Raw genomic sequence first — 25,736 nt, 5'->3', positions numbered from 1 at the left:
GTGGCATCCTTCGATCCGTCAACCGCGACCATCGTCGTCGTCACCTACAACCGCACCACTCTGCTCACGCGCCTGCTCGAGAGCATCGAGCGGATGTCTCCCGCCCCCGGGCACCTCGTGATCATCGACAATGCCTCGACGGATGACACCACCGAGGTCGTCGAGTCCTTCCGCGATCGGCTCCCCACCGAACTGGTGTACCGCCGCCTCGAGACCAACACCGGAGGCTCCGGCGGTTTCAGCGAGGGCATGCGCGTCGCGTACGAGCTGGGCTCGGAGTGGATCTGGCTCATGGACGACGACGTCGAGGTCGTCACCGACGGCCTGGACCGCATGGGGCGATGGGCGCCGAAGTTCCGCAGCATCCAGGGTCGCCGCTACGACTACGACGGCAGCGAGTTCTACTGGCAGTACCGCGTGGCCGAGTCGATGGCGATTCCCATCCCCTTCGCCCCCGCCGGATTCGACTCGTCGGGCTTCAAGCCGATGAACTCGGGCTGCTTCGAGGGCATGTTCATCCACCGCGACGTCGTGGCGAAGATCGGCCTGCCCGACCCGCGCTTCTTCATCTACTGGGACGACCAGCTCTACGGCTGGCTCGCGTCCCGCGTGACCGACTCGGTCATCGTGAACGAGTTCGTCCTGCGACGCACCCGCGAGATCAAGCAGTGGGACATGGGCATCCGGCACATGAACGCCTCCAGCGACGCGTACCGGTACTACATCATGCGCAACCGCGCGTACCTGGCGAAGTACTACCGCGAGCTCGGCGTCTACCGGGCCGTGCCGTTCGCGGCCGGAACGGCCCTGACCTTCGTCAAGGAGCTCATCCGCCTGGTCGTGGTGGAGCGGAAGCTGCGCGGCACGAGCCACCTCTTCCGTGGGCTCCGCGACGGACGCACGATCTCGCGCGACGCCTCCTGGCGCCCGATGCCGCCGCTGGAGCCCGCTCAGCCGGTCGCGTAGTCGGCGTTGTAGCGGTCGAGGACCTCGGCGATCGGGGCGTCCAGCTGCAGCCCGCCGCCGTCGAGATAGAGCCCGCGCGAGCAGAAGCGGCGCAGGTCCTTCTCGTTGTGGCTGACGAAGAAGAGCGTCCGGCCGTCGGCGAGTAGCTCGTCGATCCGGCGGTAGCACTTCTCGCGGAACGACCGGTCGCCGACGGCGAGCACCTCGTCCACGAGCAGGATCGGTTCGTCCAGCTGCGAGACGACCGAGAACGCCAAGCGCACCTTCATCCCGTTCGAGAGGTGCTTGTACGGGGTGTCCACGAAGTCGCCGATCTCGGCGAAGGTGATCATGTCGTCGAACCGGCGCGAGACCTCGGCGCGCGGCATCCCGTGCAGTCCGGCGGTGAGGCGCACGTTCTCGCGCACCGTCAGGTCGCCGACGAAGCCGCCGGTGATCTCGATGAGCGGCGCGACGCCTCCGTGCACCTCGACCGTGCCCTCGTCGGGCAGCAGGACGCCGGCGACGAGCTTGAGGAGCGTGGACTTGCCCTGTCCGTTGCGTCCCACGACGCCGATCGCCTCGCCGGGCCCCACCGAGAACGACACCCCGCGTAGGGCCCAGAACTCGTCGGGACGCGTCCGGCGGGCCGCACCCCCGAAGAGGTCCTTGAGCGAGCGGCCGCCGCGACGGTTGCGTCGGAAGCGCACGCCGAGATCGTGCACCTCGATAGCGGGACGGTCCATCACAGCTCCTTCAGCACCGGACGCTCCAGGCGCGGGAACAGCCACACACCCAGACCCAGGATGCCGAGGCTCAGCGCGGCGCCGACGATCACCGTGAGCGGATCCCATTGGTCGGGGAAGAACCCGACGCGGTACAGCGTGATGATGCCGGCCAGCGGGTTGAAGGCAGCGAGGTCGGCGAAGACGCCGGGAAGGTTGCCGACGCCGTAGATGATCGGGGAGGCGTAGAACAGCGCCCGCAGCACGAGACGGGTCGTCCGCTCGAGGTCGCCGAACATCACGCACAGCGGGGCGACGATGAGGCCCAGTCCGACCAGCAGCATCGTCTGCAGCAGTACGGCGACGGGGAACAGCAGCAGCCCCCACGACACCTGAGCGCCCCCGAACAGGGCGAAGAGCACGAGCACGGGGAGGGAGAAGAGGAACTCGATCCCCTTGCTGAGCACGATGCGCGTGACCCAGATGGTGCGCGGGATCGACGTGGAGCGCACCAGACGGGCGTCCTTCTTGAACGCCCGCGTGAAGTCGGTCACCGCGGAGTTGAACCACACCCACGGCAGCAGCGCCGCGATGAGGAACACGATGTACGGGTCCTCCCCCACCGACCGGTGGAAGACCTGGGTGAAGACGAACCAGTAGATCCCGCTCATCACGAGCGGATCCAGCACCGACCACAGGTATCCCAGCGCGCTCGTGGAGTACCGCACACGCAGATCGCGCGACGACAGCAACCACAGCGAGTGGAGGGAGCGCCGCACCGATCCGGGGGCGCCGACGGTGGCGGGGGTCACCGGAGAATCCTATGCGCCCGCCCTCACCCGAGGCTGAGGGGCAGCTGCTCGGCCAGCGACGGGGCGAGGGTGCGGGAGTACGTACGAGAGAGGTGGTTGTCGTCGCGGTAGACCGCGACGTTGCCGATCACGCCGGGGCAGAAGTCGTCGGGGCAGATCCACTGCGTGAGGTCGACGAGCCGCACCCCGGGGGCGGCGAGATCCCGCGCCGGATTGACGTCGGCGAGGGAACCGGCCCGAGGAACGGCGCAGTCGACGGGATCGTCCGCCTCCATCACGCACCCGTACATGTCGAACGCGAACCGGGGGTTGTCGCGGACCGCGATGACGTCGATGCCCGCGTCGCCCATGCGTCCGAGGAAACGTTCGATGCCCGGCCGGAGGGTCTCATCCGTGTCGCCGGCATCGGAGCGGGTGACGACGGTCAGCACGGCCGCGGGCGCGATCCGCTCCGCGTGGGCGATCGCCGCCTCACGCCACGCCCCGCACTGGTCATCCAGTCCGGGGTCGTCCATGCCCATGGAGCATCCGCCCTTGATGAGGAACACGACACCCCACCCGTTGTCGGCCGCGACGGGGAGGAGGGCTCCCGTGACCTGCTGGGAGTGCGAGTCGCCGATCACGACGACGGTGTCGCCCGCGCGGGAGGTGCCGCGGGTCTCCGAGCACGTCCCGTGCAAGATGTCCTCCTGCACGGCGCGTTCCGCCGCGCACTCGTGGTCGAGGTGCACCCACTCCTCTTCGAGCATGGTCGGCAGCGGAAGCAGAGCGGCCTCCGCGGGCGGCTCGGGAAGCGCGGAGTCGCGCAGAACGGCGGCGCCGGGGTTGTCGAGCAGGGCGCGGGCCTCGATCTCCCGGTCCTGAATCGCCGTGGACACCTGCCAGGCGGCGAGGGGCGTCACCACGACCGCGGTCGCCACGACGAGCACCGCGACCGGGACGAGAGGGGAGGGGTCCGTCCGCCGCCAGGCGCGGACGGGCGCGTCGACGAGAGCGGTGAGCCCCCGCGCCAGCACGAGCGACGCGCCGATGACCAGCGCCCCGCCGACGATGCCCGCCTCGGGCCGGTCGGTGAGCACGAGCAGCGTGATGAGCACCGGCCAGTGCACGAGGTAGAGGGCGTACGCGTCGCGTCCGAGCATCCCGAGCGGACGGGAGGCCAGCAGTCGCGCGGGACCCGCGGGGCGTTCCCCCGAGCCCGAGACGACGATGGCGGCCGCGCACAGCACGGGCCACAGCGCGAGGAACCCGGGGAACCCTCCGCGCACGTCGACGACCATGCCGAGCACGAGCAGCCCTACCAGACCCGCCCACCCGACGATCGCGCGGACAGGCGCGCCGAGACGCACGGAGGGCAGGATCACCACGAGCAGCGAGCCCGCCGCGAATTCCCACAGCCGGGCACCGGTGTCGAAGTAAGCGGCCCGCTGGTCGGCGGCGGTCAGGAGGACCGAGTACACGAAGGATGCCACGAACACCGCGCCGAAGGCGGCTCCCACCACGCGATCGGGGGCGAGCGCCCAGCGGCGGACGACGATCTGGCAGACCGCGAGGACGGCCACCCACAACAGGAACGCCTGGCCCTGCACCGAGAGCGACCAGAAGTGCTGCAGCGGACTCGGCGTCTCGGTGCGGGCGTAGTAGTCCACCGCGTCGGCCGCCAGGAGCCGGTTCTGCACGTAGAGCAACGAGGCCCAGGTCTGCTCCCAGACGGAGGCGAACGCGGTCGGCGGATACAGGGTCCGCACGAGGGCGAGCACCCCGACGAGAGTGATCGCCGCGGCCGGGAACAGCCGACGGAAGATGCCGAGCAGGTGCCGCACCGGGCGGACCGGAGTCGGGCCGGCCATGCGCCGGACGAACCCTCGCGTCAAGAAGAACGCGGACAGCATCAGGAAGACGTCGACGCCGCCTGAGACGCGCCCGAACCACACGTGGTAGGTGACGACGAGCAGCACGGCCACGGCCCGCAAGCCGTCGACGTCGGGACGGTACTCCCACCGCGCGTCTCCCGCGGCGCGGGCGAGGGACGGCGAGTGGCGGGAGGAGAGTCCGGTCGCCGTCACGCCAGCTGGTTGTTCCACATCGACAGGGCCGAGCCGATCGCCATGTGCATGTCGAGGTACTGGTACGTGCCGAGGCGGCCACCGAAGAACACGTCCTTCTCGCCCTTCGCCAGCTCGCGGTAGGCCAGGACCCCCGCCCGGTCGTCGGGAGTGTTCACCGGGTAGTACGGCTCATCCGCGCGCGTGGCGAAGCGCGAGTACTCGCGCACGACCACCGTCTTGTCGGTGGGGTACCGATCAGCGCGCTCGGGGTGGAAGTGCTTGAACTCGTGGATGCGCGTATAGGGGACGTCGGCATCGGCGTAGTTCATGACGCTCGTGCCCTGGAAGTCACCGATCGGCAGGACTTCCTGCTCGAAATCGAGCGTGCGCCACGACAGCTCGCCCTCCGCGTAGTCGAAGTAGCGGTCCACGGGACCGGTGTAGACGACCGGCACCTGGCCGACGGTGGCCGCCTTGTTCAACGGCTGCGTCTCGTCGAAGTAGTCGGTGGAGAGCTTCACCTCGATGTTCGGGTGATCCGCCATCCGCTCCAGCCACGCGGTGTAGCCGTCGACCGGGAGCCCCTCCCACGTGTCGTTGAAGTAGCGGTTGTCGTACGTGTACCGAACGGGGAGCCGCGAAATGATCTCCGCCGGAAGATCCTTCGGATCGGTCTGCCACTGCTTGGCCGTGTAGTCCCGGATGAACGCCTCGTACAACGGTCGGCCGATCAGACCGATCGCGCGCTCCTCGAGGTTCGCGGCATCCTTCGCGTCGAACTCGCCGGCGAGCTCCTGCACGAGCGCCCGCGCCTGGTCGGGCGTGTACGCCGCCTGGAAGAACTGGTTGATCGTGCCGAGGTTGATCGGCAGCGGGAACACCACGCCCTTGTGCGTCGTGTAGACGCGGTGGACGTACGACGTGAAGTCGGTGAAGCGGTTGACGTACTCCCACACCGACGGGTTCGACGTGTGGAACAGATGCGCGCCGTACCGGTGCACCTCGATACCGGTCTCGGACTCGGCCTCGGAATAGGCGTTGCCACCGATGTGGTGACGGCGATCGATGACCGTCACCTTCCGACCCGAGGCAGCCGCGCGCTCCGCGATCGTGAGACCGAAGAAGCCCGAACCGACGATGAGAAGATCCATGGAGAAAGAGACTTTCGTGTCGACGGACGCGCGGGTCTCGCCCCGCACCCGACCAGTCTATGCGGGCACCTCGCCGCCGCCCTCAGGGGTGGATCAGGTGCCGTCCGTTAGCATGGCGTGTCGAAATGACCGCGAACGGAGACGGGCTTGCATGGGTGACTGGATCAGCGCGATTCCGTCGTACCTCGTCGTCGCGGCCGTTCTGATCGTCCCGGGAGCAGCGGTCGTCGTCGCCGGCTGGGGCTTTCGCAGCCCGCAGCGCCTGCTTCTCGCACCGGCGATCTCGGTCACCGTCGCCGCCGTCGCGGCATCCGTCGCCCCCCTGGTGGGGTTGCGGTGGAATCTCGTCCCCCTCGCGCTGACGACCCTCGTCGTGGTCGGCATCGCGATCGGTCTGCGTCGCTTCGCGGGTACCGACGGGGCCCCGGCCGACCGCCGAGTCGGACTCGTCGCGCTCGTCTCTCTTGCTGCCGCCGCACTCGCGAACGCGGTCGTCTTCGCGCGCGCCTTCGGTTCGCCCGACAACATCGCGCAGCGGTTCGACAACATCGTGCATCTCAACGCGATCGCGCTCGGTCTGCAGAACGGCAGCGCCTCGCCCTTCCAGATCGGCTCGACGTCCGACATCGGCTTCTACCCGAACGCCTGGCACGCGTTGACGACCCTCGGCGCCGAGCTGACGGGCGCGTCCGTTCCGGTAGCCGTCAACGGCGCGAACCTCGCGATCGTGTCGATCCTGTGGCCCGCCTCGACCCTGGCGCTCGCGGGCGCGTTCTTCGCGCAGAGGCGGACCGCGTACATCGTCTCAGCCGCCCTCTCGACCGGTTTCGGCGCGTTCCCCGCCCTCTTCTTCAACTGGGGCGTGCTCTACCCCAACCTGGTCGGATACGCGATGATGCCCGCGGCCCTCGCGGTGGTCGTGACGATGCTGCGCGAGCGGCGGGCTCCGGCCCTCGTACGGTCGGCGCTCCTCACCGCCCTGTTGGCCGGCGGTACGTTCCTCGGCCACCCCAACGCCTTCCTCAGCCTGCTGTTCTTCTCCGCCGCCGTCGTGATCACCACCCACGCCGTCCGAGCCGCGACCGAACGCACGCGAGGGTCGATCCTCGGTCTCGCGATCGCGGCCGCCGGTTTCGCCGTCGCGATCGTCGGAACCGTTACCGTCTTCCGCACCGGGGCGGAGCACTCCGGGTGGGCTCCGTGGCAGCAGTTGGCCCAGTCGCTCGGCGAGGGGCTGCTCGCCTCTCCGCGCGGATTCTCCCCGACCCTGATCATCTCCGTCCTGCTGATCGCGGGTTTCGTCGTCGTCGCCCGACACCCCCGGGAACTTCCCGTCCTCGCTCCGTTCGCCGTGGCGGTGCTGTTGTTCGCGATCTCGTCGGGCCTGCGGATCGACCACCCACTGCGCCAGCTGCTGACCAACCCCTGGTACAACGACTCCAACCGGCTGGCCGCTCTGCTGCCCCTCGTCGCGGTCCCCGTGGCGACTCTCGGTGCCGTCGCCGTGGTCGATCTCGCACGCCGCTGGGGCCGCGCGCGTCGCCTGCCCGCATGGACCGGCCTCGTCGCCGGAATCGCTGCGATCGCCGCCGTGTTCTCGGTGGCCATCGGCCCGAACGTGCGCATCGCGCTCGCTCAGGTCCACGAGGCGTACGCCTACACCGACAGCTCACTGATCCTCTCGAGCGACGAGCAGGCCCTGCTCGAACGCCTCGACGACGAAACCCCGGCCGACGCCCTCATCGCCGGCAGTCCGAGGACGGGAACGTCCCTCGCCCTGGCGTTCGCCGATCGGAACGTGGTCCAGAAGCACGTCTTCGGCTCCCCCTCTCCCGAGGTGCTGTTCCTCAACGCGCACCTGCGCGACATCGACACCGATCCCGCCGTCTGCCGCACCGTGGACGGCCTGGGCGTGGACTACGTGCTCGATTTCGGCCGACAGGACGTGATCGATCCCGCGGGCGCGACGGCGTACGACGGGATCCAGGACCTCGCGGCGGGGACGCACCTCGTGCTCGTGGATGAACAAGGCCCGAACGCCCGCCTGTTCCGCATCGAGGGGTGCTGATCATGGCGCGCCGAGCGACCGTCGCGGTCGCGTACGACTGCCTGTTCCCGTACTCCACCGGGGGCGGGGAGCGGCAGTACCGCGCGTTCGCCGACGCGATCGGCGCCGCCGGGCTCGATGTCGACTACCTCACTTCGGTGCAGTGGGACGGCCCCGTCCCCTCCGAAGAGCGCTTCCGGATCGTGCCGGTGTCCACGCGTCTGTCGCTGTACACCGCCGACGGAGTCCGGCGCATCCCGGCGGCCCTGCGGTACGCCGCGGGCCTGTTCCGGGAACTGCGGCGACGTCGTTCGCGGTACGCGGCGGTCATCGTCAGCGGACTGCCGATCTTCAACGTCTTCGCCGCACGCCTGGCCCTCTGGGGGTCGGGAACGCGACTCGTCGTGGACTACCTGGAGGTCTGGCACCGCCGCCAGTGGGTCGAATATTCCGGGGCCGTGACCGGCACGATCGCCTGGATCCTGCAACGGGCCGCGATCGCGATGACTCCGCTGGCGACCTGCCACTCGCAGTTGAGCGCGAGCCGCCTACGACGCGAGGGACTGCGCAGCGCGCCCCTCGTCAGCCCCGGGCTCATCGACGCCGCCGTCGAGACCGCACCGACGTCCCCGGCATCCCGCCCCCCGTACGTGCTGTACGCCGGCCGCCACATCCCCGACAAGCGCGTCGAGACGCTCCCGGCGGCCGTCGCCGAGGCTCGCACCGCGATCCCCGACCTGCGCCTGGTCATCCTCGGGACGGGGCCGAGTACCCCGCAGGTCCGCGCCGAGGTGGATCGCGTCGGCGGTGCGGAGTGGACCGAGTTCCCCGGTTTCGTGTCGGATGCCGAGCTCGACACGCTCCTGCACGGCGCCCTGGCCCTGATCAACCCGTCGCGACGCGAGGGCTACGGCCTCGTCGTGGTCGAGGCGAACGCCCACGGCACGCCCGTCGTCCTCGTCGCCGACGAGGGAAACGCCGCGACCGAGCTCGTCGACGACGACGTCAACGGCGTCGTCGCCCCCGCCACTTCCCCCACCGACCTCGCCCGGGCGATCCGGGCCATCGCCGACGGCGGTGACGACCTGCGCCGCTCCGCGCGCGCCTGGTACGACACCGCCGTGGGCACCCGCACCATCCGACGTACCGTGGAGGGGATCCTGTCGGCGTTGCAGCTGCCGACCTCCCCCGCACCGCGGATCATGAAAGAAGACACGCCGTGACCTCTCCCGCCCCGAACGACGCCGTCGAACTGACGATCCTGATGCCGTGCCTCAACGAGGCCGAGACCCTCGAGGTCTGCATCCGCAAGGCGCAGGGATTCCTCCAGCGCAGCGGCATCCACGGCGAGGTTCTGATCTCCGACAACGGCAGCACCGACGGCTCGCAGGCCATCGCCGAGGGCTTGGGAGCCCGCGTCTCGCACGCGCCGCGGCGCGGCTACGGCGCGGCCCTGATCAACGGCATCGAGCAGGCCCGCGGCCGGTACGTCATCATGGCCGACGCCGACGACAGCTACGACTTCGAGAACCTCGAACCGTTCGTGGAGCGCCTGCGCGCGGGCGCCGACCTCGTGATGGGCAACCGTTTCCGCGGCGGGATCGCCCCCGGTGCCATGCCGCCGCTGCACAAGTATCTCGGCAACCCCGTGCTGTCGTTCATCGGTGAGCTGTTCTTCCGTCCCGGCATCCGCGACTTCCACTGCGGTCTTCGCGGCTTCAACCGCGCCCGCATCCGCGAGCTGGACCTGCAGACGACCGGCATGGAGTTCGCCTCCGAGATGGTGGTGCGCGCCTCGCTCGCCCGCTACCGCATCGAAGAGGTCCCCACGACGCTGAAGAAGGACGGCCGGTCGCGCCCGCCGCACCTGCGCAGCTGGCACGACGGCTGGCGCCATCTGCGCTTCCTGCTGCTCTTCGCGCCCCGCTGGCTCTTCGTCTACCCGGGTCTGGTGGCGTTCTTCCTCGGCGCGATCGCCGTGGGCGTCCTCGCGTTCGGGGGCGTGAACATCGGCGGCGTCGGCTTCGACGTGACGACGATGGTCTACGCCAGCGCGCTGTGCGTCATCGGGTTCCAATCCCTGCTCTTCTTCTGGCTGACCAAGCTCTACGCCACCCAGGAGGGATTCCTGCCCACCAGCGAGAGGTACCGGCGCATCGTCGCGCGTTGGTCGGCCGAGCGCGGGCTCCTCATCGGCCTCGGCCTGTTCGTGCTCGGCGTGGTCATCGGCATCGTGCAGGTCATCCTGTGGGGCAATCTCGATTTCGGCACGCAGAACGCCGCCCAGGCCGTCCGCATCGCCGTGCCCAGCGCACTGCTGATCATCCTGGGCTTCCAGACCGTGATGATGAGCTTCTTCTCGGGCGTGCTCACCACGCCCCGGCGCGAACAGCGCCCCGAAGCCGTCATCGAGAGCTGATGCCGTCCGGCCGCATCCTCGTCGACCTCCTCGGTTTCACCGGCTCGCGGGGAGGGACCGAGACGTACGTCCGGGAGCTTCTGCCGCGCCTCGGCGACCTGCTTCCGGACGTGCGCTTCGCCGCCCTCACCGGGCGCACGGGGACCGAACGGGTCGAGGCGTTCTTCCCGGGCCGCGTGCAGACCCTGCGGGTCGTGGGCGCGGACCCCGCGACCTGGGCGCTCGGAGCGGTGGCCGCCACCGACGCGATCGCGCGTCGGCACCGCGCCGACCTCGTCTGGGCCCCGCAGAACTTCGGCCCCGTGCTCCGCGGGGTCCCGCGCGTGGTGACCGTCCACGACGCGATCTACGACGAGATCCCGGGCGGGCTCGCGCAGCGCGCGCAACGCGGACTCACGTCCTGGCTAATGCGCCGCTCGGCACGGACCGCTGATCGGGTCCTGACGGTCTCGCACGCCGCCGCGAAGAGCATCGTCCGCAACCTCGGCGTCGACGCTGACCGCATCGCCGTGGTCCACAACGGCAGCGCCGATCCGCGACCGGTTGACGATCCCGCCGCGGTCGTGGCATCCCTCGCCCTGCCCCCGGGACGCCCCGTCGTCCTCAGCGTCGGCAATCGGATGCCGCACAAGAACTTCCCCGGGCTCCTCTCCGCCGTGGCGTCCCTTCCGCCCGCCCGGCGCCCCGTCACCGTGATCGCGGGCAGCCGACTGCCCGATCCGCTCGATGAGGACGTCGCCCGCCTCGGGCTCCAGGGCGACGTCGTGCTGCCGGGATGGGTGAGCGACGCGCAGCTGGAGGCCCTGTTCCAGGTCGCCGATCTGTACGTCTGCCCCTCGCTCGTCGAAGGATTCGGCCTGCCGGTCGTCGACGCCCTCCGCCGCTCGGTCCCCGTGCTCGCGAACGACGTCCCGGTGCTGCGCGAGGTCGGCGGCGACGCCGCCCGGTACGCCGATGCGACGGATGCCGCGGCCTTCGGCGCCGCGCTCGCCTCCGCGCTCGCGAGCCCGCCGGATGCCGCCGCGCGCGGCCGCGCGCAGGAATGGGCGTCGCACTTCACGTGGGACGGTGCGGCCGAGGCGACCGCCGTCGAGCTCGAGCGCATGCTCGCTGCGGGAGCGCGCCGATGAGCGCCGCCGACGCCGCGCCGCTCCAAGGTCCGTCGATGAAGCGACGCCTGCTCGGATTCCTCCTCGTTCCCGCGATCGCCGCGCTCTCCCCGTTGATCGCCCTGCCCGCCGTCGTCCAGATCGCCGGGGCGAGCGGATGGGCCAGCGCCATCGCCGGCGAGAGCATCGGGACCTTCGCCGCCATCGCGATCGGATGGGGGTGGGCCACGATCGGTCCGGCCCTGATCTCGATCGCCGCGGACGACGACGAGCGCGCGCGCCTCTACCGCGAGTCCATCGCGGTGCGCCTGATGATCTCGATCATCGCCCTGCCCGCGCTCGGGGTGATCTGCTGGTTCATCGCCTCGCCGGGGTCCGAGTGGCTCACGGTCCTCATGGGCGCCCAGGGCGCCCTCATCGCCCTCTCGTTCACGTGGTTCTGCGCGGGCGTCGGGGATCCGAAGACGATCGTGATCTTCGACGCCGCCCCCCGCCTCATCGCCAACCTCGCCGCGGCGGGGCTCGTCCTGATGACCGGCGTGGTGGTGCTGTACCCGCTCGCGGGAATCGCCGTGACCCTCATCGGGACCGGCTTGTTCACGATGCGCCTGCTGCGCCGGCATCCGGGTCCGTGGCCGCGTCCCCGGGACATCCCCGCGCTGCTGCGCTCGAACCTCTCGGTCGCGCTCAACGACGCCGGGCTCAGCGGGTACTCCAGCGTCCCCGCGCCCGTCGTGAACGTCACCGCCTCGGCATCGGCCGCCGGCGGCTACGCCACGGCCGACAAGATGCTCAAGCTCGGGCAGTTCATCCCGATGACCCTCGCCAACGCTCTGCAGGCCTGGATCGGCGAGGCGCACGGCGCGCACCGAGGACGCCGGATGGGCGTCGCGCTGGTTCTCGCGGCGGGCGCCGGCCTGATCGGGTGGGCGGGACTCGCCCTGGTCGGGCCGTGGCTGACGAGCACGTTCCTCCCCGCCGCTCCCGCCCCGTTTGACATCCTGCTGGTGATGGGCCTGGTGTTCTTCTTCTTCTCGGTGCGGACCGCCGTCGCCCGCCTGGTGCTCTTCCCGGCCGGTCAGGCCGGCGCCGTGATGCGCGCGACCCTCATCGCCACCGCCCTCGGCATCCCCCTCATGATCGGTCTCGCCCTGGTGTGGGGACCGCTCGGGGCCGCCCTCGGCTACGCCTTCACCGAGGGCGCCGCCACTCTCCTCCTCGCCCGCCGCTGCTTCCGCGTGCTGCGCGACCTGCGGCACGCCCCCAGCGAGGCCCCGGTATGACGTCGCCGCGCCGCGTGCTCGACCGTCGCAGAAAGGAAGGCCCCGTGAAGGTCGCCATCAACGGACGATTTCTGCTGGACTCCTTCGGCGGCGTACATCGCGTCGCCGTGGAGCTGAGCCGTCACCTCGCGGACGAGCGGTCTGACATCATCCTCGTCGTTCCCCCCGCCGCGGTCGACGAGGTGCCCGAGGGTGTCCCGTTCGAGGTCGTCGGTCGGGCGGCGGGCGCGGTGTGGGAGCAGATCGACCTCCCCCGCTGGCTGCGGCGGAACGGCTCTCCCGTGCTGCTGAACTTCGCCAACATCGCCCCGATGACCTACGCGAACCAGATCACGATCCTGCACGATATCGCCCCCGCGATCCGCCCGCAGGACTTCTCCTTCCTGTTCCGCGTGCAGTGGCACCTGGCGGTTCGCCTCGGCATGCGCCGCCGCGGCCAGCAGATGGTCACCGTCAGCCGGACGTCGCGGAGCGAGATCGCCGCGCATTTCCGGATGGATGCCGACAGCATCACCGCCATCCCGCTGGGAGCGGACACCCTGCCCCTCCCGTCCCTCTCCCCCGCCCCCGCCGACCGCACGATGCTCGTGACGTTCGGTCGCCACGGCGCCGCGAAGAACGCCCGGGCCGCGATCGACGCCCTCGCCCTCCTCCCCGCCGATTCCGGCATCGAGGTGGCCTACGTCGGCGACCTCGACCCCGCGCTCGAGCCCCACGCCGCCGCGAGGGGGATCGCTCCCGGCCGCATCCACTGGCTCGGCCGCGTAAGCGACGACGAGCTCGCCGAGGCGTTCTCGCGCGCGGCGGCCTTCGTCTGGCCCTCGCTGCACGAGGGGTTCGGTCTCCCGCCCCTCGAAGCCCAGCGGCTCGGTACCCCGGTTCTGGCATCCGACATCCCGATCAACCGTGAGATCCTCGGTGATTCCGCCCGGTACTTCCCGGCGACGGATGCCGCGGCCCTCGCCGCCCTGTTCAGCGAGATCGCCCGCGACCCGTCGCTGCGCGCCGACCTGTCGCGCCGGAGCCTCGCCAACGCGGAGGACTTCACGTGGCGCCGGGCCGCGGAGCGGTGGAGCGCCCTGATCGACGCCCGCGTGGGCTGATTCCCCGCCGCCGGGGTCGGCGGGGCACAATCGAGGGGTGAACATCGGCTTCGTCGTGACGACCCTGGGGCGCCTCGACCCCCTCCGCGCCCTCCTCACCTCGCTCGAGGGTCAGCTCCGCGGCGGCGACCACGTCGTCCTCGTCGCGCAGGGCGCCCAGGACGACGTCGCGGCCCTCGCGGCCGAGTTCTCCGGGCGCGGTGTCCCGGTGACCGCCACGACGTCGGGTCGCGGGGCCTCTCTGGGCCGCAACACCGGTGTGGCCGCGCTCCCAGCGGGCGACGCCGTCGTGACGTTCCCCAACGACAACACCACCTACCCGCCCGGCACCGTCGATGCCCTGCACGCCGCCGTCGACGACCCCGCGTTCCTCGCCGGCGGGTTCACGTCGTGGGACGAACGCGGTCCGAAGACGACGCTTCCCGCCCCCGGCACACCCCTCGACAAGTACAACGTGTGGGCCGTCATCGAGATGGGCATCCTGATGCGCCGCTCGCTGTTCGACGCCGTGGGGGCCTTCGACGAGGACCTCGGCCCCGGCTCCGCGACCCCCTGGCAGGTCGCCGAGGGCACCGATCTGCTGCTGCGCGCGATGGCCCACGAGCCGCGCCTGCTGCGCGAGTTCCGCTGGCTCCCCGCCGATGTCCACGTCGACGGGATCTCCACCGGCTTCGGACTGTCGGATGCCGAACGCCGGCGGAAGCTGCGCGCCTACGGGCGCGGGACCGGCCGGGCGTTCGCCGTCCACGGATACCCGCTGTGGTGGCGTGCGGCGTTCACCGGTGCAGGCCTGCTCTACGGCGTGCGGAACCCGAAGCCGATCACCCTCGCCGACGGCTGGCCGATGTTCCTCGGCCGCCTGGAGGGCGCGCTCGGGCGCACCCTCGGTCAGGCACGGATGGTGTCCACGACGCGCTGAGGCTCCGCGGGGCGGACGGAGCGCCGCTGGTAGGCTACGGAAGTGTCTTCGAGAGTTCTGATCACCGGCGGTGCCGGCTTCATCGGGTCCCATCTTTCCGAGCGTCTGCTCGACGAGGGCCACGAGGTCATCTGCGTCGACAACTTCTTCACCGGGTCGCGCCGCAACGTCGAGCACCTCTTCGCGAACCCGCGCTTCGAGCTGATGCGCCACGACGTGACGTTCCCGCTCTACGTCGAGGTCGATCAGATCTACAACCTCGCGTGCCCCGCCTCCCCCGTGCACTACCAGCACGACCCGGTGCAGACCACCAAGACGAGCGTCATGGGCGCGATCAACATGCTGGGGCTCGCCAAGCGCTTGCGCGTGCCGATCCTGCAGGCCTCGACCTCCGAGGTCTACGGCGACCCCGCCGTCCACCCGCAGACCGAGGACTACTGGGGCAACGTCAACCCCATCGGCACCCGGTCCTGCTACGACGAGGGCAAGCGCGCCGCCGAGACGCTGTTCTTCGACTACCGCCGTCAGCACGACCTGGCGATCAAGGTCATCCGCATCTTCAACACGTACGGCCCGCGCATGCACCCCAACGACGGACGCGTGGTGTCGAACTTCATCGTGCAGGCGCTCCGCGGCGAGCCGATCACCATCTACGGCGACGGATCCCAGACACGCTCCTTCTGCTTCGTCGACGACCTCGTCGACGGCATGGTGCGCCTCATGAACACGGGCCACGAGGTGACCGGCCCCATCAACGTCGGAAACCCGGGCGAGTTCACGATGCTCGAGCTGGCCAACGCCGTCCTCGAGATCACGGGCAGCTCGTCCACCATCGAGCACCGCCCGCTCCCCCAGGACGACCCCAAGCAGCGCCAGCCCAACATCGATCTCGCCCGCCGCGAGCTCGGGTGGGAGCCGACGGTGGCGCTACGCCCGGGCCTGGAGCGCACGATCGAGTACTTCCGCGGAGTTCTCGCCACCGCCTGAGCGTGCCGCCCGCGCACCCGTTGCGCCCCATCGGAGGCCCCTGATGCTGCAGTCCCTGCGTTCGCTGTGGCGGTCGGCGCGCGATCGGCGCGCTTTCCGCCCATTCGTGGCCGGGTTCGACCGGCTGTGGTGGGCGCGCGCCATCGAGCGGGCCGACCTCGTCGATCTCGACTATGTGGGGGCGCAGACCGGCCGTGATCTCACGGCGCGCGCGGCGATCCGACGCTACGTCGGCGGCGGATACCGAAACGGCTTCCGACTGAACCCGCTCTTCGTGGACTCCGCGGTGGGCGATCACCTCCCCGAGGCTTGGCGCGTCCCGGCCCTGTACGCGTACGTCATCGCCGATCCACGGGGGCTGCAGGTGAGCCCCCTGTGGGACGCGGTCGCCTACGGCGAACGGCACCCTGACGCGTGGGACGTCCCCGGTGGCCCCGTGGCCCACGCGTGGCACCGACGCCGGCGCGACTCTCTCCCATTCGGCCCTGACGCGGCCCCGTCCCCGGCTCCCTGGGACGTCTTGAACGACGTCATCGCGGATGCCGCGCACCGCGCACGAGTCGGTGGCGAGGTCCCCGCACCGGCGGGCACGGTCCCTCTGGATCGCGAGCTCCTCATCGCGCTGGGCCCCGAAGAGTGGGACTTCGACGAGTCGATCGCCGAGGCCGTCGCCTTCGCCGCGGTCCCGGGGCAGGGAGCGGCGATCGCCGTCCTGGACGGCCGCGCGGAGGACTGGACGCTCGCGCGCATCGCTGCGGCTTCGACGGATCGCATCCGGGTGAGTCGGCGACGGCACGACGACCCGTCCGCGGCGCTGGACGAGCTGCGTCGCACCTCTCTCGCGACGGTCCTGATCATTCGGGGACCGAATCAGACGCTCACCGCCGCCGACGCCGCGGTCTTGGCCGACCGGGTGGAACGCGATGCCCCCGGGACGTTCCTCGCGCCGGTGTGGCTCGACGGCGACGGCACGATCGCCGCGGTCGGAGCCACCGCCGAGGGGCGTCTTCTCGCGGGTCACCCGGCGGAGGATCTCGCGGCACTCCTCGACTCCGGCCCGACGTGCGAGGTGCCCGCCCTCGCGGGCTCCACGTTCGCCGCGCGCCGTAACGACCTCCGCGCGGATCTGCGTGGCCCGGATGCCGCGACCTTGGCGTCGGCAGAGGGGCGCGCATGCGTGTCCCTCGATCTGTTCACTCGGACGCGGTCACAGGTCGCTGCCGCGCAATTGCCGCCGATCGCCGAAGACGCCGGAGCCCTGCTGCAGCGCGCCGGGTGGGATCGCATCGATTCCGGGCCCTCCCCTCGTGTCCGCCGGCCCGTCCGCGAGACGGTCCTCGCGGACGGCTCCCGCGTGCCCGTCCTGCGGTGGGCCCTGCGCACCGCCGCCCCCGTGGGTCCGCGAGCCGAGGGATGGGGCGACACCCACTTCGCGCGAGCCCTGGCCGCCGCACTACGGCGCCTGGGCCAGGAGGTCGTCATCGACGCCTACGCGGCGCGCGACCGCGCGACCCGCCACCTCGACGACGTCACCGTGGCGTTGCGCGGACCGGAGCCCCTCGAAGCGTCCCCGTACGGCGTTTCACTGCTGTGGATCATCAGCCATCCAGATCAGATCGGTCCCGCGGACGTCGCCGGTTTCGATGCCGTCTTCGCCGCTTCCGCACCGTGGGCGCGCCGAGCTACGGCCGAACTCGGCGTGCCGATCTCGGCGCTGCTGCAGTGCACGGACTCCACGCGGTTCCACCCCTCCGGTGCACCGCGCACGCATGACATCCTGTTCGTCGGCACCGCCCGCGGCATCCTCCGGCCCTCGGTGGTGGAGCCCATCCGCGCCGGGATCCCGGTCACCGTGATCGGCCCCGACTGGCGCGGGTGGATCCCCGCCGAACGCATCGCGGCGACGGGCGTCGGGAACGACGCACTGCCGGGGCTGTACGAGCGCGCGGGCGTGGTCCTCAACGACCATTGGCCCGCGATGCAGGAGCGCGGATTCATCGGTAACCGCCTGTTCGACGTCGTCGCCGCGGGTGGTCGCGCGATCAGCGACCGCGTCGACGGCATCCCGGAACTGTTCGAGGGTGCGGTGCGCACGTACGACGAGATCCCCGAGCTGATCGCGATGCTCTCGGGTGACCTCGACGCCACCTTCCCCTCCGCCGAACAGCTGGCGCGGATCGGTGAGCGCGTGCGCGCCGCCCACTCTTTCGACGCGCGCGCGCGGACCCTCCTCGATGCGGCGCTCACGGCGCGCGGACGGGGTCCAGGCGGCGGGGCGACGGCGAGGGGACTGGCATCATAGAATCCATGCCCTCCGAGTCCCCCGCGCTGCGTCCGCGCGGCCTCGGACTCCTCTGGTCGTCCAGCCTCGTCCGCTATCTCGTCATGGGCGGGCTCAGCTTCGCGTTCGATTTCGGATTGCTGTGGGCCCTCCACGACCTCGCCGGCGTCCCCCTGGGCATCGCGACCCCGACGGCGTTCCTGGCGAGCTTCGTGGTCACCTACACGCTGCAGCGCCTGTTCGCCTTCCGCGCGAGCGACGCGGTAGCTCCCAGTGTCGTCCGCTACGCCCTTCTGGTAGGTGCCAACACCCTCCTGACCACGGGGATCGTCGCTCTGAGCGACGGTGCCGGATGGTCGTGGATGGTGGGCAAGGTCATCGCCGTGGCAGTGACCACCGTGGGCAATTACTTCGCGTACCGTTACTGGGTCTTCGCCCGACCGAAAGGCACCCCCTCGCATGTATAAAGGCGCGTCGATCGCGGCAGTCGTCCCCGCGTACAAGGAAGAGAAGATGATCGCGCAGGTCATCGAAACCATGCCTTCCTTCGTCGACCACATCGTGATCGTCGACGACTACAGCCCCGACGACACCAGTGCGGCCGTCCGCGCCGTCGGCGACCCCCGCGTCACCCTCATCCGGCACGAAGTGAACCAGGGGGTCGGCGGTGCCATCATCACCGGTCACCGCGCCGCGCTCGACCTGGGCAGCGATGTGAATGTCATCATGGCCGGCGATGCTCAGATGGATCCCGACTACCTGCCCGCACTCCTGGACCGCGTGGTCGAAGATGGATACGGCTTCGCCAAGGCCAATCGGTTCTACTCGCCCGAGTCCTTCACCGGGATGCCGGGATACCGGGTGTTCGGCAACATCGCGCTGTCGTTCATCACGAAGCTGTCATCCGGGTATTGGAACCTGTTCGATCCCCAGAACGGGTACACCGCCATTCGTTCCGACGCGTTGCGACGGGTCCCCCTCGATCGCGTCGCCAAGCGTTACAGCTTCGAGAACGACCTGCTGATCCACCTCAACATCCTGCAGATCTCCGCCGTGGACGTGCCGATCCCCGCCGTGTACGGCGACGAGGTCTCCAGCATCCGGTTGAGCAAGGTCGTACCCGAACTCGTGCACCGCCTCACCGTGGGGTTCTGGCACCGGATCTGGTACCGCTACGTGCTCTGGTCGTTCTCGCCGATCGCACTGCTGCTCTTCCTCGGCCTGGCCTTCCTCGGCTTCGGCGCGATCGTGACGATCTGGCTGTTCTTCCAGATCCTCGGCTCAGCCATCGCCACCGCCGCGACCGTCATGCTGGCGGCCCTCCCCCTCATGCTGGGGACGCAATTGCTGATCAGCGCACTGCAACTCGACATTCAGGCGACCCCGTCGACGCCGGAGTTCACACCGTTCGACGGATCCTGAGCCCACCGGGCGTCGGCGTGTGCGGGGCCGACCCCCGGCGGGTCGCGCTCAGGCGTGGACGGCGGTCCGGACGAGTCGTCCGCCCTGTGACGCCGACTCCAGCGAAGCCTCGACGACGCGCAGCACATGGACGGCCTCGCGCATCGTGGACAGCGTCGTCGGCAGCCCGTTGACCGCGTCTCGGAAGGCCTCGAGTTCGGCGCGCAGCGGCTCGCGCTTGGCGAAGGCGAAACGCGTGACGTCTCCCTCGGAGACGCCGCGGAAGGTCGACACCGACTCCCACTCCAACGCCGCGGTACCGTTTCGGTGCAGCGTCAGGTCGGCCGTAGCGGTGTCGGCGATGAACGTGCCGCGCTCGCCCGTGATGACGGTGACCCGCTCTTTCATGGGGCTCAACCAGTTGATGAGGTGGTTGACCACGGCTCCGTCCGACAGGCGACCCGCGATCGTGATCATGTCCTCGTGCGAGCGCCCGCTCTTGAACGCGGTCTGGGCCGAGACCGCATCGTACGAGGACTGCGCCACCCAGGCGGTGAGATCGATGTCGTGGGTGGCGAGGTCCTTGGCCACACCCACGTCGCCGATACGCGCGGGGAAGGTGCTCTGGCGCCGCGTGGCGATCTGATAGACATCGCCGATCTCGCCCTCCGCGAGCCGCGCGCGGAGCTGCTGCAGCGCGGGGTTGAAGCGCTCGACGTGACCGACCGCGCCCACCAGGCCGCGGGCCTCGAAGAGGTCGGCGAGTGCCTCCCCCTCTGCCGAACTGTCGGCGATGGGCTTCTCGACGAGCACGTGGATGCCCGCGGATGCCAGCGTCGACGCCGCCGATGCATGGAAGCGCGTCGGCACGGCCACGACCGCGATATCCAGTCCCGCTGCCGCGAGCGCGTCGACGTCGGGCAGGACGTCCATCCCCGCCGCGACCCCGTGGGTATCGCCCGCGGGATCGGCCACGGCGACGAGCTGGATGCCGTCGATCTCGCGCAGAAGCCGGGCGTGATGGCGTCCCATCATGCCGAGGCCGAGCAGGCCGGCGCGCAGGGGCGCGGTCATGCGCCTGCTCCCGCGACGGTGGCCACGGCGGTGATGATGCGCTCGAGGTCAACGGGACTCAGCGAGGGATGCACGGGCAGCGAGAGGACTTCGCGCGCGGCACGCTCGGTCTCGGGCAGGTCGAGGCCGGGAGCGAAGTGCGCCAGCGACGGAAGACGATGGTTGGGGATGGGGTAATACACCCCGCTGCCGACCTGGTGCTCCTCGCGGAGTGCTCGGACGAAGCCGTCGCGGTCATCCGCCACGCGGATCGTGTACTGGTGGTACACGTGGTGCGCGCCCTCGGCGACGGCGGGGGTGGCCACGCCCGTGAGGTGGGCGTCGAGGAACGCGGCGTTACGACGACGTTGCGCGGTCCAGGCGTCGACCTTCGTCAGCTGGACACGGCCGATCGCGGCGTGCAGGTCGGTCATCCGGGCGTTGAAGCCGACGACCTCGTTCTCGTACTGGCGCTCCATGCCCTGGTTGCGCAGCAGGCGCAGAGCACGTGCGACCTCGGGGCGCCCCGCGGTGACCATTCCGCCCTCACCGCTGGTCATGTTCTTCGTCGGGTAGAGCGAGAACATCGCGAAGGCGCCGAACGTGCCGACCGGACGATCGTGCAGGCGCGCGCCGTGCGCCTGGGCGGCGTCCTCGAAGATCAGAAGCCCGTGGCGGTCGGCGACGGCCTGAAGGGATGCCATGTCCGCGGGATGACCGTACAGGTGGACCGGCATGATCGCGCGCGTCCGGGGCGTCACCGCGGCCTCGACGCTCGCGGCATCCAGGGCGAAGGTGGCCGGATCGATGTCGGCGAAGACGGGCGTCGCACCGGTGAGCGCGACAGAGTTCCCCGTCGCGGCGAACGTGAACGAGGGGACGATGACTTCGTCGCCGGGCCCGATGCCCGCAGCGAGAAGGCCCAGGTGCAGACCGGACGTCCCCGAGTTGACCGCGACCGTCTCACGGCCGTCGACGAAGTGGTCGGCGAACTCGCGTTCGAAAGCGGCCACTTCGGGGCCCTGGGCGATCATGCCGCTGCGCAGCACCCGGTCGACAGCGGCTCGCTCGTCATCTCCGATGAGCGGTTTGGCCGCGGGAATGAGATCAGGCACCGGTGTCCTCCTTGAGTGCTCCGTCGGTCTCGATGAATCGGGAGCCCGTCTGCGGGCAGATCCACCCGTCGCCGTCCTGTTCGAGGGGCAGACCCGCCGGGCCCACCCACCCGATGCGACGCGCGGGCACGCCCGCGACGAGTGCGAAATCGGGCACGTCCTTCGTCACCACCGCGCCGGCCGCCACGGTCGCCCAGCGGCCGATCTCGACCGGGGCGACACAGGTCGCGCGTGCGCCGATCGAGGCACCCTGACGGACGGTCACTCCCACCGGCGTCCAGTCCGAGGCGGACTTCGGCGACCCATCGGGATTCACCGCGCGCGGGTACGTGTCGTTGGTGAAGACCACCGCCGGGCCGACGAACACACCGGTCTCCAACCGGGCCGGTTCATAGACGAGGGCGTAGTTCTGGATCTTGGATCCGTCGCCGACCTCGACGCCGGGGCCGACGTAGACGCCGCGACCGATCACGCAGTCGCGACCGATGGTGGCGCCTTCGCGCACCTGCGCGAGATGCCAGACCGAGGAGCCGTCGCCGATACGGGCTCCGCTGACGTCGGCAGACGGATCTATGCGGGCGGGACGCGACGGCGCGGCGCGTGAGAAATCAATCGGCACGGGAAACCACTCTAATGAGCGAGGCCCCTCGCTCCAGCGAGACGCCCCGGGGCGGGGATCAGTCTCGTCCCCTGTCGGCGATCGTGACCATCGCGGCGACTGTGCCGACGGTCACGTCCTGACGTGTCTGGACGGTGAACAGCGCCGCCTGCGCGAGCCCGTGGCTGCTTGGCTCGCTCACACCGGCCGCGTTGGCATTGACGTAGTACTGTCCGGCGCCGAGGTGCACCTGGGCGACCCGGAGATCGATGCTGACCGGTCCGCTGATCGGGTCGAGGCGGTGCTCGAGCAGCTCGGTGTTGGAGGCCAGCACCATGTGTCCAAGGGGCGTATCGATGCTGAAGCCCAACTCCCATTGCTCGATAGGCTTCATCGAATCCACGTGCACACGGATCGTCAGGGGGTCACCCTCCTGGACGACTTTGGTCCGGCTTCCGTCGTCCGCGAGGAGCTCGACGCGCTTGACCTGGATGGGGTGGACAGTCTGCTCGGGGGGCGCCTCGCCGACGCGGCGACCCTCGAGCACATCGCGCAGCGCGCCGATCGCCTCGCGGGTCTCGCCGTCGAACACCACCGCACCGTCCTTGAGCACGATTCCGCGGTCACACAGCTCCGCGACCTGCTGAGCGGAATGGCTCACGAGGATGATCGTCCGCCCCTGTGCACGGAACTCGGCGATGCGATCCATGCACTTGCGTTGGAACGTCTCGTCGCCCACCGCCAAGACCTCGTCGACCAGGAGGACGTCGGGGTCGGTGTGGATGGCGACGGCGAAGGCCAACCGAACGTACATGCCGGAGGAGTAGAACTTCACCGCCGTGTCGATGAAGTCGCCGATCCCGCTGAATTCGACGATCGCGTCGAATTCACGGTCGATCTCGTCCTTGGTCATGCCGAGGATCGACGCGTTCAGGTAGACGTTCTCGCGACCGCTCAGGTCGGGGTGGAATCCCGCCCCGAGTTCGAGGAGAGCCGCCATGCGCCCTCGGGTCTCGACCGTGCCGACCGAGGGCGAGAGGATGCCGCCGATCAGCTTGAGCAGAGTGCTCTTGCCCGAACCGTTCGCCCCAAGAAGGCCCACCGTGGTGCCCGCCTCGATAGTCAGGGACACGTCGTCCACGGCGACGAAGTCGCGGCGGAACGACTTGCCGAGTCGGCCGAGGTGCACCACGCGGTCTTTGAGGCTGTTGTCCTGGCGCACCCGGAAGTGCTTCGACACCGCGTTCAGGCGCACGATGTCGGGGGCGGTCGTTGCGATATCCGTCATCACAGCTCCTGAGCGAAGTTGCCCTGCATCCGCGTGAACACGCGGTGCGAGATCACCAGCAGCACGAGACCGATCGCACCGGCGATCAGCATGCGCAGGGCGAGGTTGGCCGGATAGTCCTCGGGGGTTCCTGCGCCCCAGAACGCACGATGGAATCCCAGGACCGCGATGGTCAACGGGTTCGCGGCATAGACCTCGAGAACCCACTCCGGCAGGGAGAACCGCGTGATGACGTCCTGCACCATCTTCCAGGAGTAGACGATCGGCGCGCCCCACATCGCGAGCATGAGGACGACCTCGGTGAGGTACTGGATGTCTCGGAGGTAGACGTTCAACGCCGACAGGAGGAGGCCGATGGCCAGACCGTAGATGGTGATGAGGATCACCGAGGGGAAGAACCACAGCATCTCGACCGGTTCCGGCAGAGCCCGGAAGATGAGCGCAGCCACCAGCAGCACCCCGAGTTGCACGAGGAACATGAATCCGGCCCCGCCGATGCTGGCGAGCGGGAAGATCTCGCGCGGCAGGTAGATCTTCTTGACGAGGCCGCCGTTTTGGAGGATGGACCCCGTGGCGCCGAACACCATGTCGTTGAAGAACACGTAGAGGGTCAGTCCCGAGAAGAGGTAGACCGCGAAGTTGTCGATCCCCTCCGCAGCGCGGAGGAATTGCCCGAGGACGATGAAGTACATCAGGAATTGGATCAGCGGACGGATGACCGTCCAGAGGAATCCGAGGAAACTGTCGCGATAGCGCGCCTGCAGATCCCGTCGCACGAGCAGATTGAGCAGGTCGCGGCGGGCGTAGATCTCTCCGATCTTCCCGAACCGTCCCGTCGTACGCCGACCGCGCGGATCCACGACCGCGTACGGCTCGGTGGAGATCCGGGCGAACCTCGCCTCGGTCTCTGCACTCATCGCTGTCATCCTTGTCGTCCCGTCATCGCCTCTTACGTCGTCCTACCCGCACCACTGCCTGGATCCATCGCCCGGGTCGCCGGGATGGATCCATCAGACGGCGCAGGCGGTGCACCGTGCCCATGTGGTTGACCCGCATGTACATCCGCAGGAAGTCGGCGCCTGACCCGGTACCGACGAATCCCGCGTCACGGAGGCGATCAATCTTCTCGTGCGCATAGCCCGGAATCGTCGCCGACATCTCGTCGAGCTTGAAATCCAACGCCGTGTGGCTGACCGCCGCGTAGTCGGGTGCGACGATCGTTCGCGAATGGAATCCGAGCTCGCCCGCCGCGTAGGAGGGCATGCGTTCAAGGATATGCGCCAATCCGCCGTCCTTGTACGCCTCCCTATCGCCGAAATCGGCATAGCGCCACTCCCGCTCGACCAGCAGGCGCAGAGCCGCAGGACGGGCGAAGAACATCGAGCCGTAGGGAGCCAGCGGCGAGACGTCGTCCAACGGGACGCGGATGCCCATCTCGTCCGCGAGGCGCTCGAATCCGGGTTTGTTCGCCCACCACGCGCGACCGAGCGTCGGGTAACCGATGTGAATCATCGGAGGGAAGGCCAGGCCGAGCCCCTCCTCGCGCTGGAAGAGACCGAGCACGCGCGAAGAGTGCTCCCGGTCGTGCAGGAGGTTGAGGAACTGCTGTTCGCGGAAATGCGTTCCGACGTTGTAACCGTCCTGCGGTGTCTTCTTGCTGTGGAGCTTCACGACGACGTCGTAGCGGCCGGGCGACAACACGTCGCGGCATCCGATGAGGAAGGCACTCTGGTCGCGTCCGTCGTTGGACTCCACGACGCGTACAGATACCTCGCCCCGTTGTCCCGGAAGCCGGGCGATGTGCGATCGGATCCGCTCGGCCCGCTCCGCGTCGGGCGTGGTGACCACGAGGTCGTAGGGCACCGGGAGCGTGTCGGCCCGCTCGAGGATCTCCGGCGTCATCTCGTCGTAGAAGATATGGGCGATCACGACGACACGCAGCGGCGCGGCCGGATCGTACGGTGAGTGATCGGGACCGATGACGTCCATCAGACCGGCATCGGCGTTGAGCACCTTCGGAGCGACATTGCGCGCGAGATTGCTCAATGCCAACGGGGTGGGATAGCCGCCCTCGGCCGCTGCCTCCAACGCCCACCGGCCGATCACCGCGTGGCGGTCCAGGAACGGCGGGGAGTGGAAGAACACCCGGCGCTTGAGCGTCGGGCACCCGTCGCCGATCAACGCTTCGGGAGCGAGCAGCGAGGCGTTGACCGACCCATAGACCTCCGAAGCGAAGGCGACGCTGCAGACGAATCCGGCCTCGCGGAACGCGGGAGTGAAGACGATCTCGTGCGCGAGCACGGCATCGCGGTATTCGCTCATCTCGGGGAGGTCGCGCCAGTACCGCGCCCAACGCTCCGAGGTGAACATCGAACGGCGCACCGCGATCCAGAACGACTGCAGGTGATGCGGCACGCCGGCGGAGCCGGTGAACGGATGCCACTCCTCGGCG

General features: G+C 69.6%; 22 protein-coding genes. 12 read left to right on the top strand and 10 right to left on the bottom strand.

The features are described from left to right. Positions 1-966, top strand: coding sequence for a glycosyltransferase family 2 protein (locus AC3E6M_RS15810; protein ID WP_138174493.1), 966 nt, complete (start codon positions 1-3; stop codon positions 964-966). Here the strand turns inward: AC3E6M_RS15810 and AC3E6M_RS15805 are convergent. From AC3E6M_RS15805 to glf, 4 genes are read right to left on the bottom strand one after another with little or no spacing between them, the layout of a single operon-like run. After that, complete coding sequence (locus tag AC3E6M_RS15805; protein ID WP_138174452.1) at positions 951-1,691, bottom strand: ABC transporter ATP-binding protein; 741 nt, start codon at positions 1,689-1,691, stop codon at positions 951-953. The two genes, AC3E6M_RS15810 and AC3E6M_RS15805, sit on opposite strands and share 16 nt — an antisense overlap. Next, a complete protein-coding gene (locus AC3E6M_RS15800) occupies positions 1,691-2,482 on the bottom strand; it encodes an ABC transporter permease (RefSeq protein ID WP_138174450.1) in 792 nt (263 codons plus the stop codon). The genes AC3E6M_RS15805 and AC3E6M_RS15800 overlap by 1 nt, the downstream gene beginning before the upstream one ends. Positions 2,483-2,505: 23 nt before the next feature. Further along, on the bottom strand, positions 2,506-4,548 hold the full coding sequence (locus AC3E6M_RS15795; protein WP_171024251.1) for an acyltransferase family protein: 2,043 nt from the start codon (positions 4,546-4,548) through the stop codon (positions 2,506-2,508). Further along, positions 4,545-5,681, bottom strand: a complete 1,137-nt coding sequence (gene glf, locus AC3E6M_RS15790; RefSeq protein ID WP_138174446.1) for a UDP-galactopyranose mutase — start codon at positions 5,679-5,681, stop codon at positions 4,545-4,547. Before glf ends, AC3E6M_RS15795 begins: the two co-directional genes overlap by 4 nt. Before the next feature lie 151 nt (positions 5,682-5,832). Here glf and AC3E6M_RS15785 point away from each other — a divergent pair, with 151 nt between their 5' ends. From AC3E6M_RS15785 to AC3E6M_RS15735, 11 genes are read left to right on the top strand one after another with little or no spacing between them, the layout of a single operon-like run. Beyond that, positions 5,833-7,749, top strand: a complete 1,917-nt coding sequence (locus AC3E6M_RS15785) for a DUF6541 family protein (protein WP_138174444.1) — start codon at positions 5,833-5,835, stop codon at positions 7,747-7,749. Positions 7,750-7,751: 2 nt separating this feature from the next. Then, positions 7,752-8,951, top strand: a complete 1,200-nt coding sequence (locus AC3E6M_RS15780; protein ID WP_138174442.1) for a glycosyltransferase family 4 protein — start codon at positions 7,752-7,754, stop codon at positions 8,949-8,951. Further along, positions 8,948-10,147 carry a glycosyltransferase family 2 protein gene (locus AC3E6M_RS15775; RefSeq protein WP_490530484.1) on the top strand — a complete coding sequence of 400 codons (1,200 nt, stop codon included), beginning with the start codon at positions 8,948-8,950 and terminating at the stop codon, positions 10,145-10,147. The genes AC3E6M_RS15780 and AC3E6M_RS15775 overlap by 4 nt, the downstream gene beginning before the upstream one ends. After that, a complete protein-coding gene (locus tag AC3E6M_RS15770) occupies positions 10,147-11,277 on the top strand; it encodes a glycosyltransferase family 4 protein (protein ID WP_138174440.1) in 1,131 nt (376 codons plus the stop codon). Before AC3E6M_RS15775 ends, AC3E6M_RS15770 begins: the two co-directional genes overlap by 1 nt. Positions 11,278-11,312: 35 nt before the next feature. After that, the gene (locus AC3E6M_RS15765) at positions 11,313-12,539 is read left to right on the top strand and encodes a lipopolysaccharide biosynthesis protein (RefSeq protein ID WP_490530483.1); all 1,227 of its coding nucleotides are present in this window, start codon (positions 11,313-11,315) and stop codon (positions 12,537-12,539) included. Positions 12,540-12,583: 44 nt separating this feature from the next. Beyond that, positions 12,584-13,642: a glycosyltransferase family 4 protein gene (locus AC3E6M_RS15760; RefSeq protein ID WP_490530482.1), complete on the top strand. Its 1,059-nt coding sequence runs from the start codon at positions 12,584-12,586 to the stop codon at positions 13,640-13,642. Positions 13,643-13,679: 37 nt separating this feature from the next. After that, a complete protein-coding gene (locus tag AC3E6M_RS15755; protein WP_490530481.1) occupies positions 13,680-14,561 on the top strand; it encodes a glycosyltransferase family 2 protein in 882 nt (293 codons plus the stop codon). Between the two features lie 42 nt (positions 14,562-14,603). Then, positions 14,604-15,548, top strand: coding sequence for a UDP-glucuronic acid decarboxylase family protein (locus AC3E6M_RS15750; protein ID WP_212743535.1), 945 nt, complete (start codon positions 14,604-14,606; stop codon positions 15,546-15,548). Between the two features lie 43 nt (positions 15,549-15,591). Next, positions 15,592-17,850, top strand: a complete 2,259-nt coding sequence (locus tag AC3E6M_RS15745; RefSeq protein ID WP_490530480.1) for a glycosyltransferase family protein — start codon at positions 15,592-15,594, stop codon at positions 17,848-17,850. Between the two features lie 5 nt (positions 17,851-17,855). Then, a complete protein-coding gene (locus AC3E6M_RS15740; protein WP_138177514.1) occupies positions 17,856-18,296 on the top strand; it encodes a GtrA family protein in 441 nt (146 codons plus the stop codon). Continuing rightward, positions 18,289-19,251 (top strand): glycosyltransferase family 2 protein, encoded by a 963-nt coding sequence (locus AC3E6M_RS15735; protein WP_138177516.1) that lies wholly within the window; start codon positions 18,289-18,291, stop codon positions 19,249-19,251. Before AC3E6M_RS15740 ends, AC3E6M_RS15735 begins: the two co-directional genes overlap by 8 nt. 48 nt (positions 19,252-19,299) lie before the next feature. On the opposite strand, the gene AC3E6M_RS15730 is transcribed toward AC3E6M_RS15735, so the two are convergent. The 6 genes from AC3E6M_RS15730 to AC3E6M_RS15705 all read right to left on the bottom strand — a co-directional run. Then, positions 19,300-20,304, bottom strand: a complete 1,005-nt coding sequence (locus AC3E6M_RS15730) for a Gfo/Idh/MocA family protein (protein WP_138177518.1) — start codon at positions 20,302-20,304, stop codon at positions 19,300-19,302. Beyond that, positions 20,301-21,398 carry a DegT/DnrJ/EryC1/StrS family aminotransferase gene (locus AC3E6M_RS15725; protein WP_490530479.1) on the bottom strand — a complete coding sequence of 366 codons (1,098 nt, stop codon included), beginning with the start codon at positions 21,396-21,398 and terminating at the stop codon, positions 20,301-20,303. The genes AC3E6M_RS15730 and AC3E6M_RS15725 overlap by 4 nt, the downstream gene beginning before the upstream one ends. Beyond that, on the bottom strand, positions 21,391-22,017 hold the full coding sequence (locus tag AC3E6M_RS15720; RefSeq protein WP_490530478.1) for an acyltransferase: 627 nt from the start codon (positions 22,015-22,017) through the stop codon (positions 21,391-21,393). The genes AC3E6M_RS15725 and AC3E6M_RS15720 overlap by 8 nt, the downstream gene beginning before the upstream one ends. Positions 22,018-22,075: 58 nt before the next feature. Next, on the bottom strand, positions 22,076-23,284 hold the full coding sequence (locus AC3E6M_RS15715; RefSeq protein ID WP_171024373.1) for an ABC transporter ATP-binding protein: 1,209 nt from the start codon (positions 23,282-23,284) through the stop codon (positions 22,076-22,078). After that, on the bottom strand, positions 23,284-24,201 hold the full coding sequence (locus tag AC3E6M_RS15710; RefSeq protein WP_138177522.1) for an ABC transporter permease: 918 nt from the start codon (positions 24,199-24,201) through the stop codon (positions 23,284-23,286). Before AC3E6M_RS15710 ends, AC3E6M_RS15715 begins: the two co-directional genes overlap by 1 nt. A gap of 22 nt (positions 24,202-24,223) precedes the next feature. After that, a partial coding sequence (locus AC3E6M_RS15705; protein ID WP_490530476.1) for a rhamnan synthesis F family protein occupies positions 24,224-25,736 on the bottom strand: 1,513 nt, incomplete at its 5' end.

This window comes from Microbacterium sp. SCPM-O-B-15248 (M128) (assembly GCF_058214835.1).
The sequence above is the reverse complement of the archived record's forward strand: the minus strand, read 5'-3'. Positions and strand labels throughout refer to the sequence as shown.

Coding starts and splice junctions, on each gene's coding strand:
- AC3E6M_RS15765 (WP_490530483.1), top strand. CDS start 11,313: ATGAAGCGACGCCTGCTCGGATTCCTCCTCGTTCCCGCGATCGCCGCG.
- AC3E6M_RS15780 (WP_138174442.1), top strand. CDS start 7,752: ATGGCGCGCCGAGCGACCGTCGCGGTCGCGTACGACTGCCTGTTCCCG.
- glf (WP_138174446.1), bottom strand. CDS start 5,681: ATGGATCTTCTCATCGTCGGTTCGGGCTTCTTCGGTCTCACGATCGCG.
- AC3E6M_RS15785 (WP_138174444.1), top strand. CDS start 5,833: ATGGGTGACTGGATCAGCGCGATTCCGTCGTACCTCGTCGTCGCGGCC.
- AC3E6M_RS15715 (WP_171024373.1), bottom strand. CDS start 23,284: ATGACGGATATCGCAACGACCGCCCCCGACATCGTGCGCCTGAACGCG.
- AC3E6M_RS15805 (WP_138174452.1), bottom strand. CDS start 1,691: ATGGACCGTCCCGCTATCGAGGTGCACGATCTCGGCGTGCGCTTCCGA.
- AC3E6M_RS15730 (WP_138177518.1), bottom strand. CDS start 20,304: ATGACCGCGCCCCTGCGCGCCGGCCTGCTCGGCCTCGGCATGATGGGA.
- AC3E6M_RS15735 (WP_138177516.1), top strand. CDS start 18,289: ATGTATAAAGGCGCGTCGATCGCGGCAGTCGTCCCCGCGTACAAGGAA.
- AC3E6M_RS15740 (WP_138177514.1), top strand. CDS start 17,856: ATGCCCTCCGAGTCCCCCGCGCTGCGTCCGCGCGGCCTCGGACTCCTC.
- AC3E6M_RS15710 (WP_138177522.1), bottom strand. CDS start 24,201: ATGAGTGCAGAGACCGAGGCGAGGTTCGCCCGGATCTCCACCGAGCCG.
- AC3E6M_RS15770 (WP_138174440.1), top strand. CDS start 10,147: ATGCCGTCCGGCCGCATCCTCGTCGACCTCCTCGGTTTCACCGGCTCG.
- AC3E6M_RS15745 (WP_490530480.1), top strand. CDS start 15,592: ATGCTGCAGTCCCTGCGTTCGCTGTGGCGGTCGGCGCGCGATCGGCGC.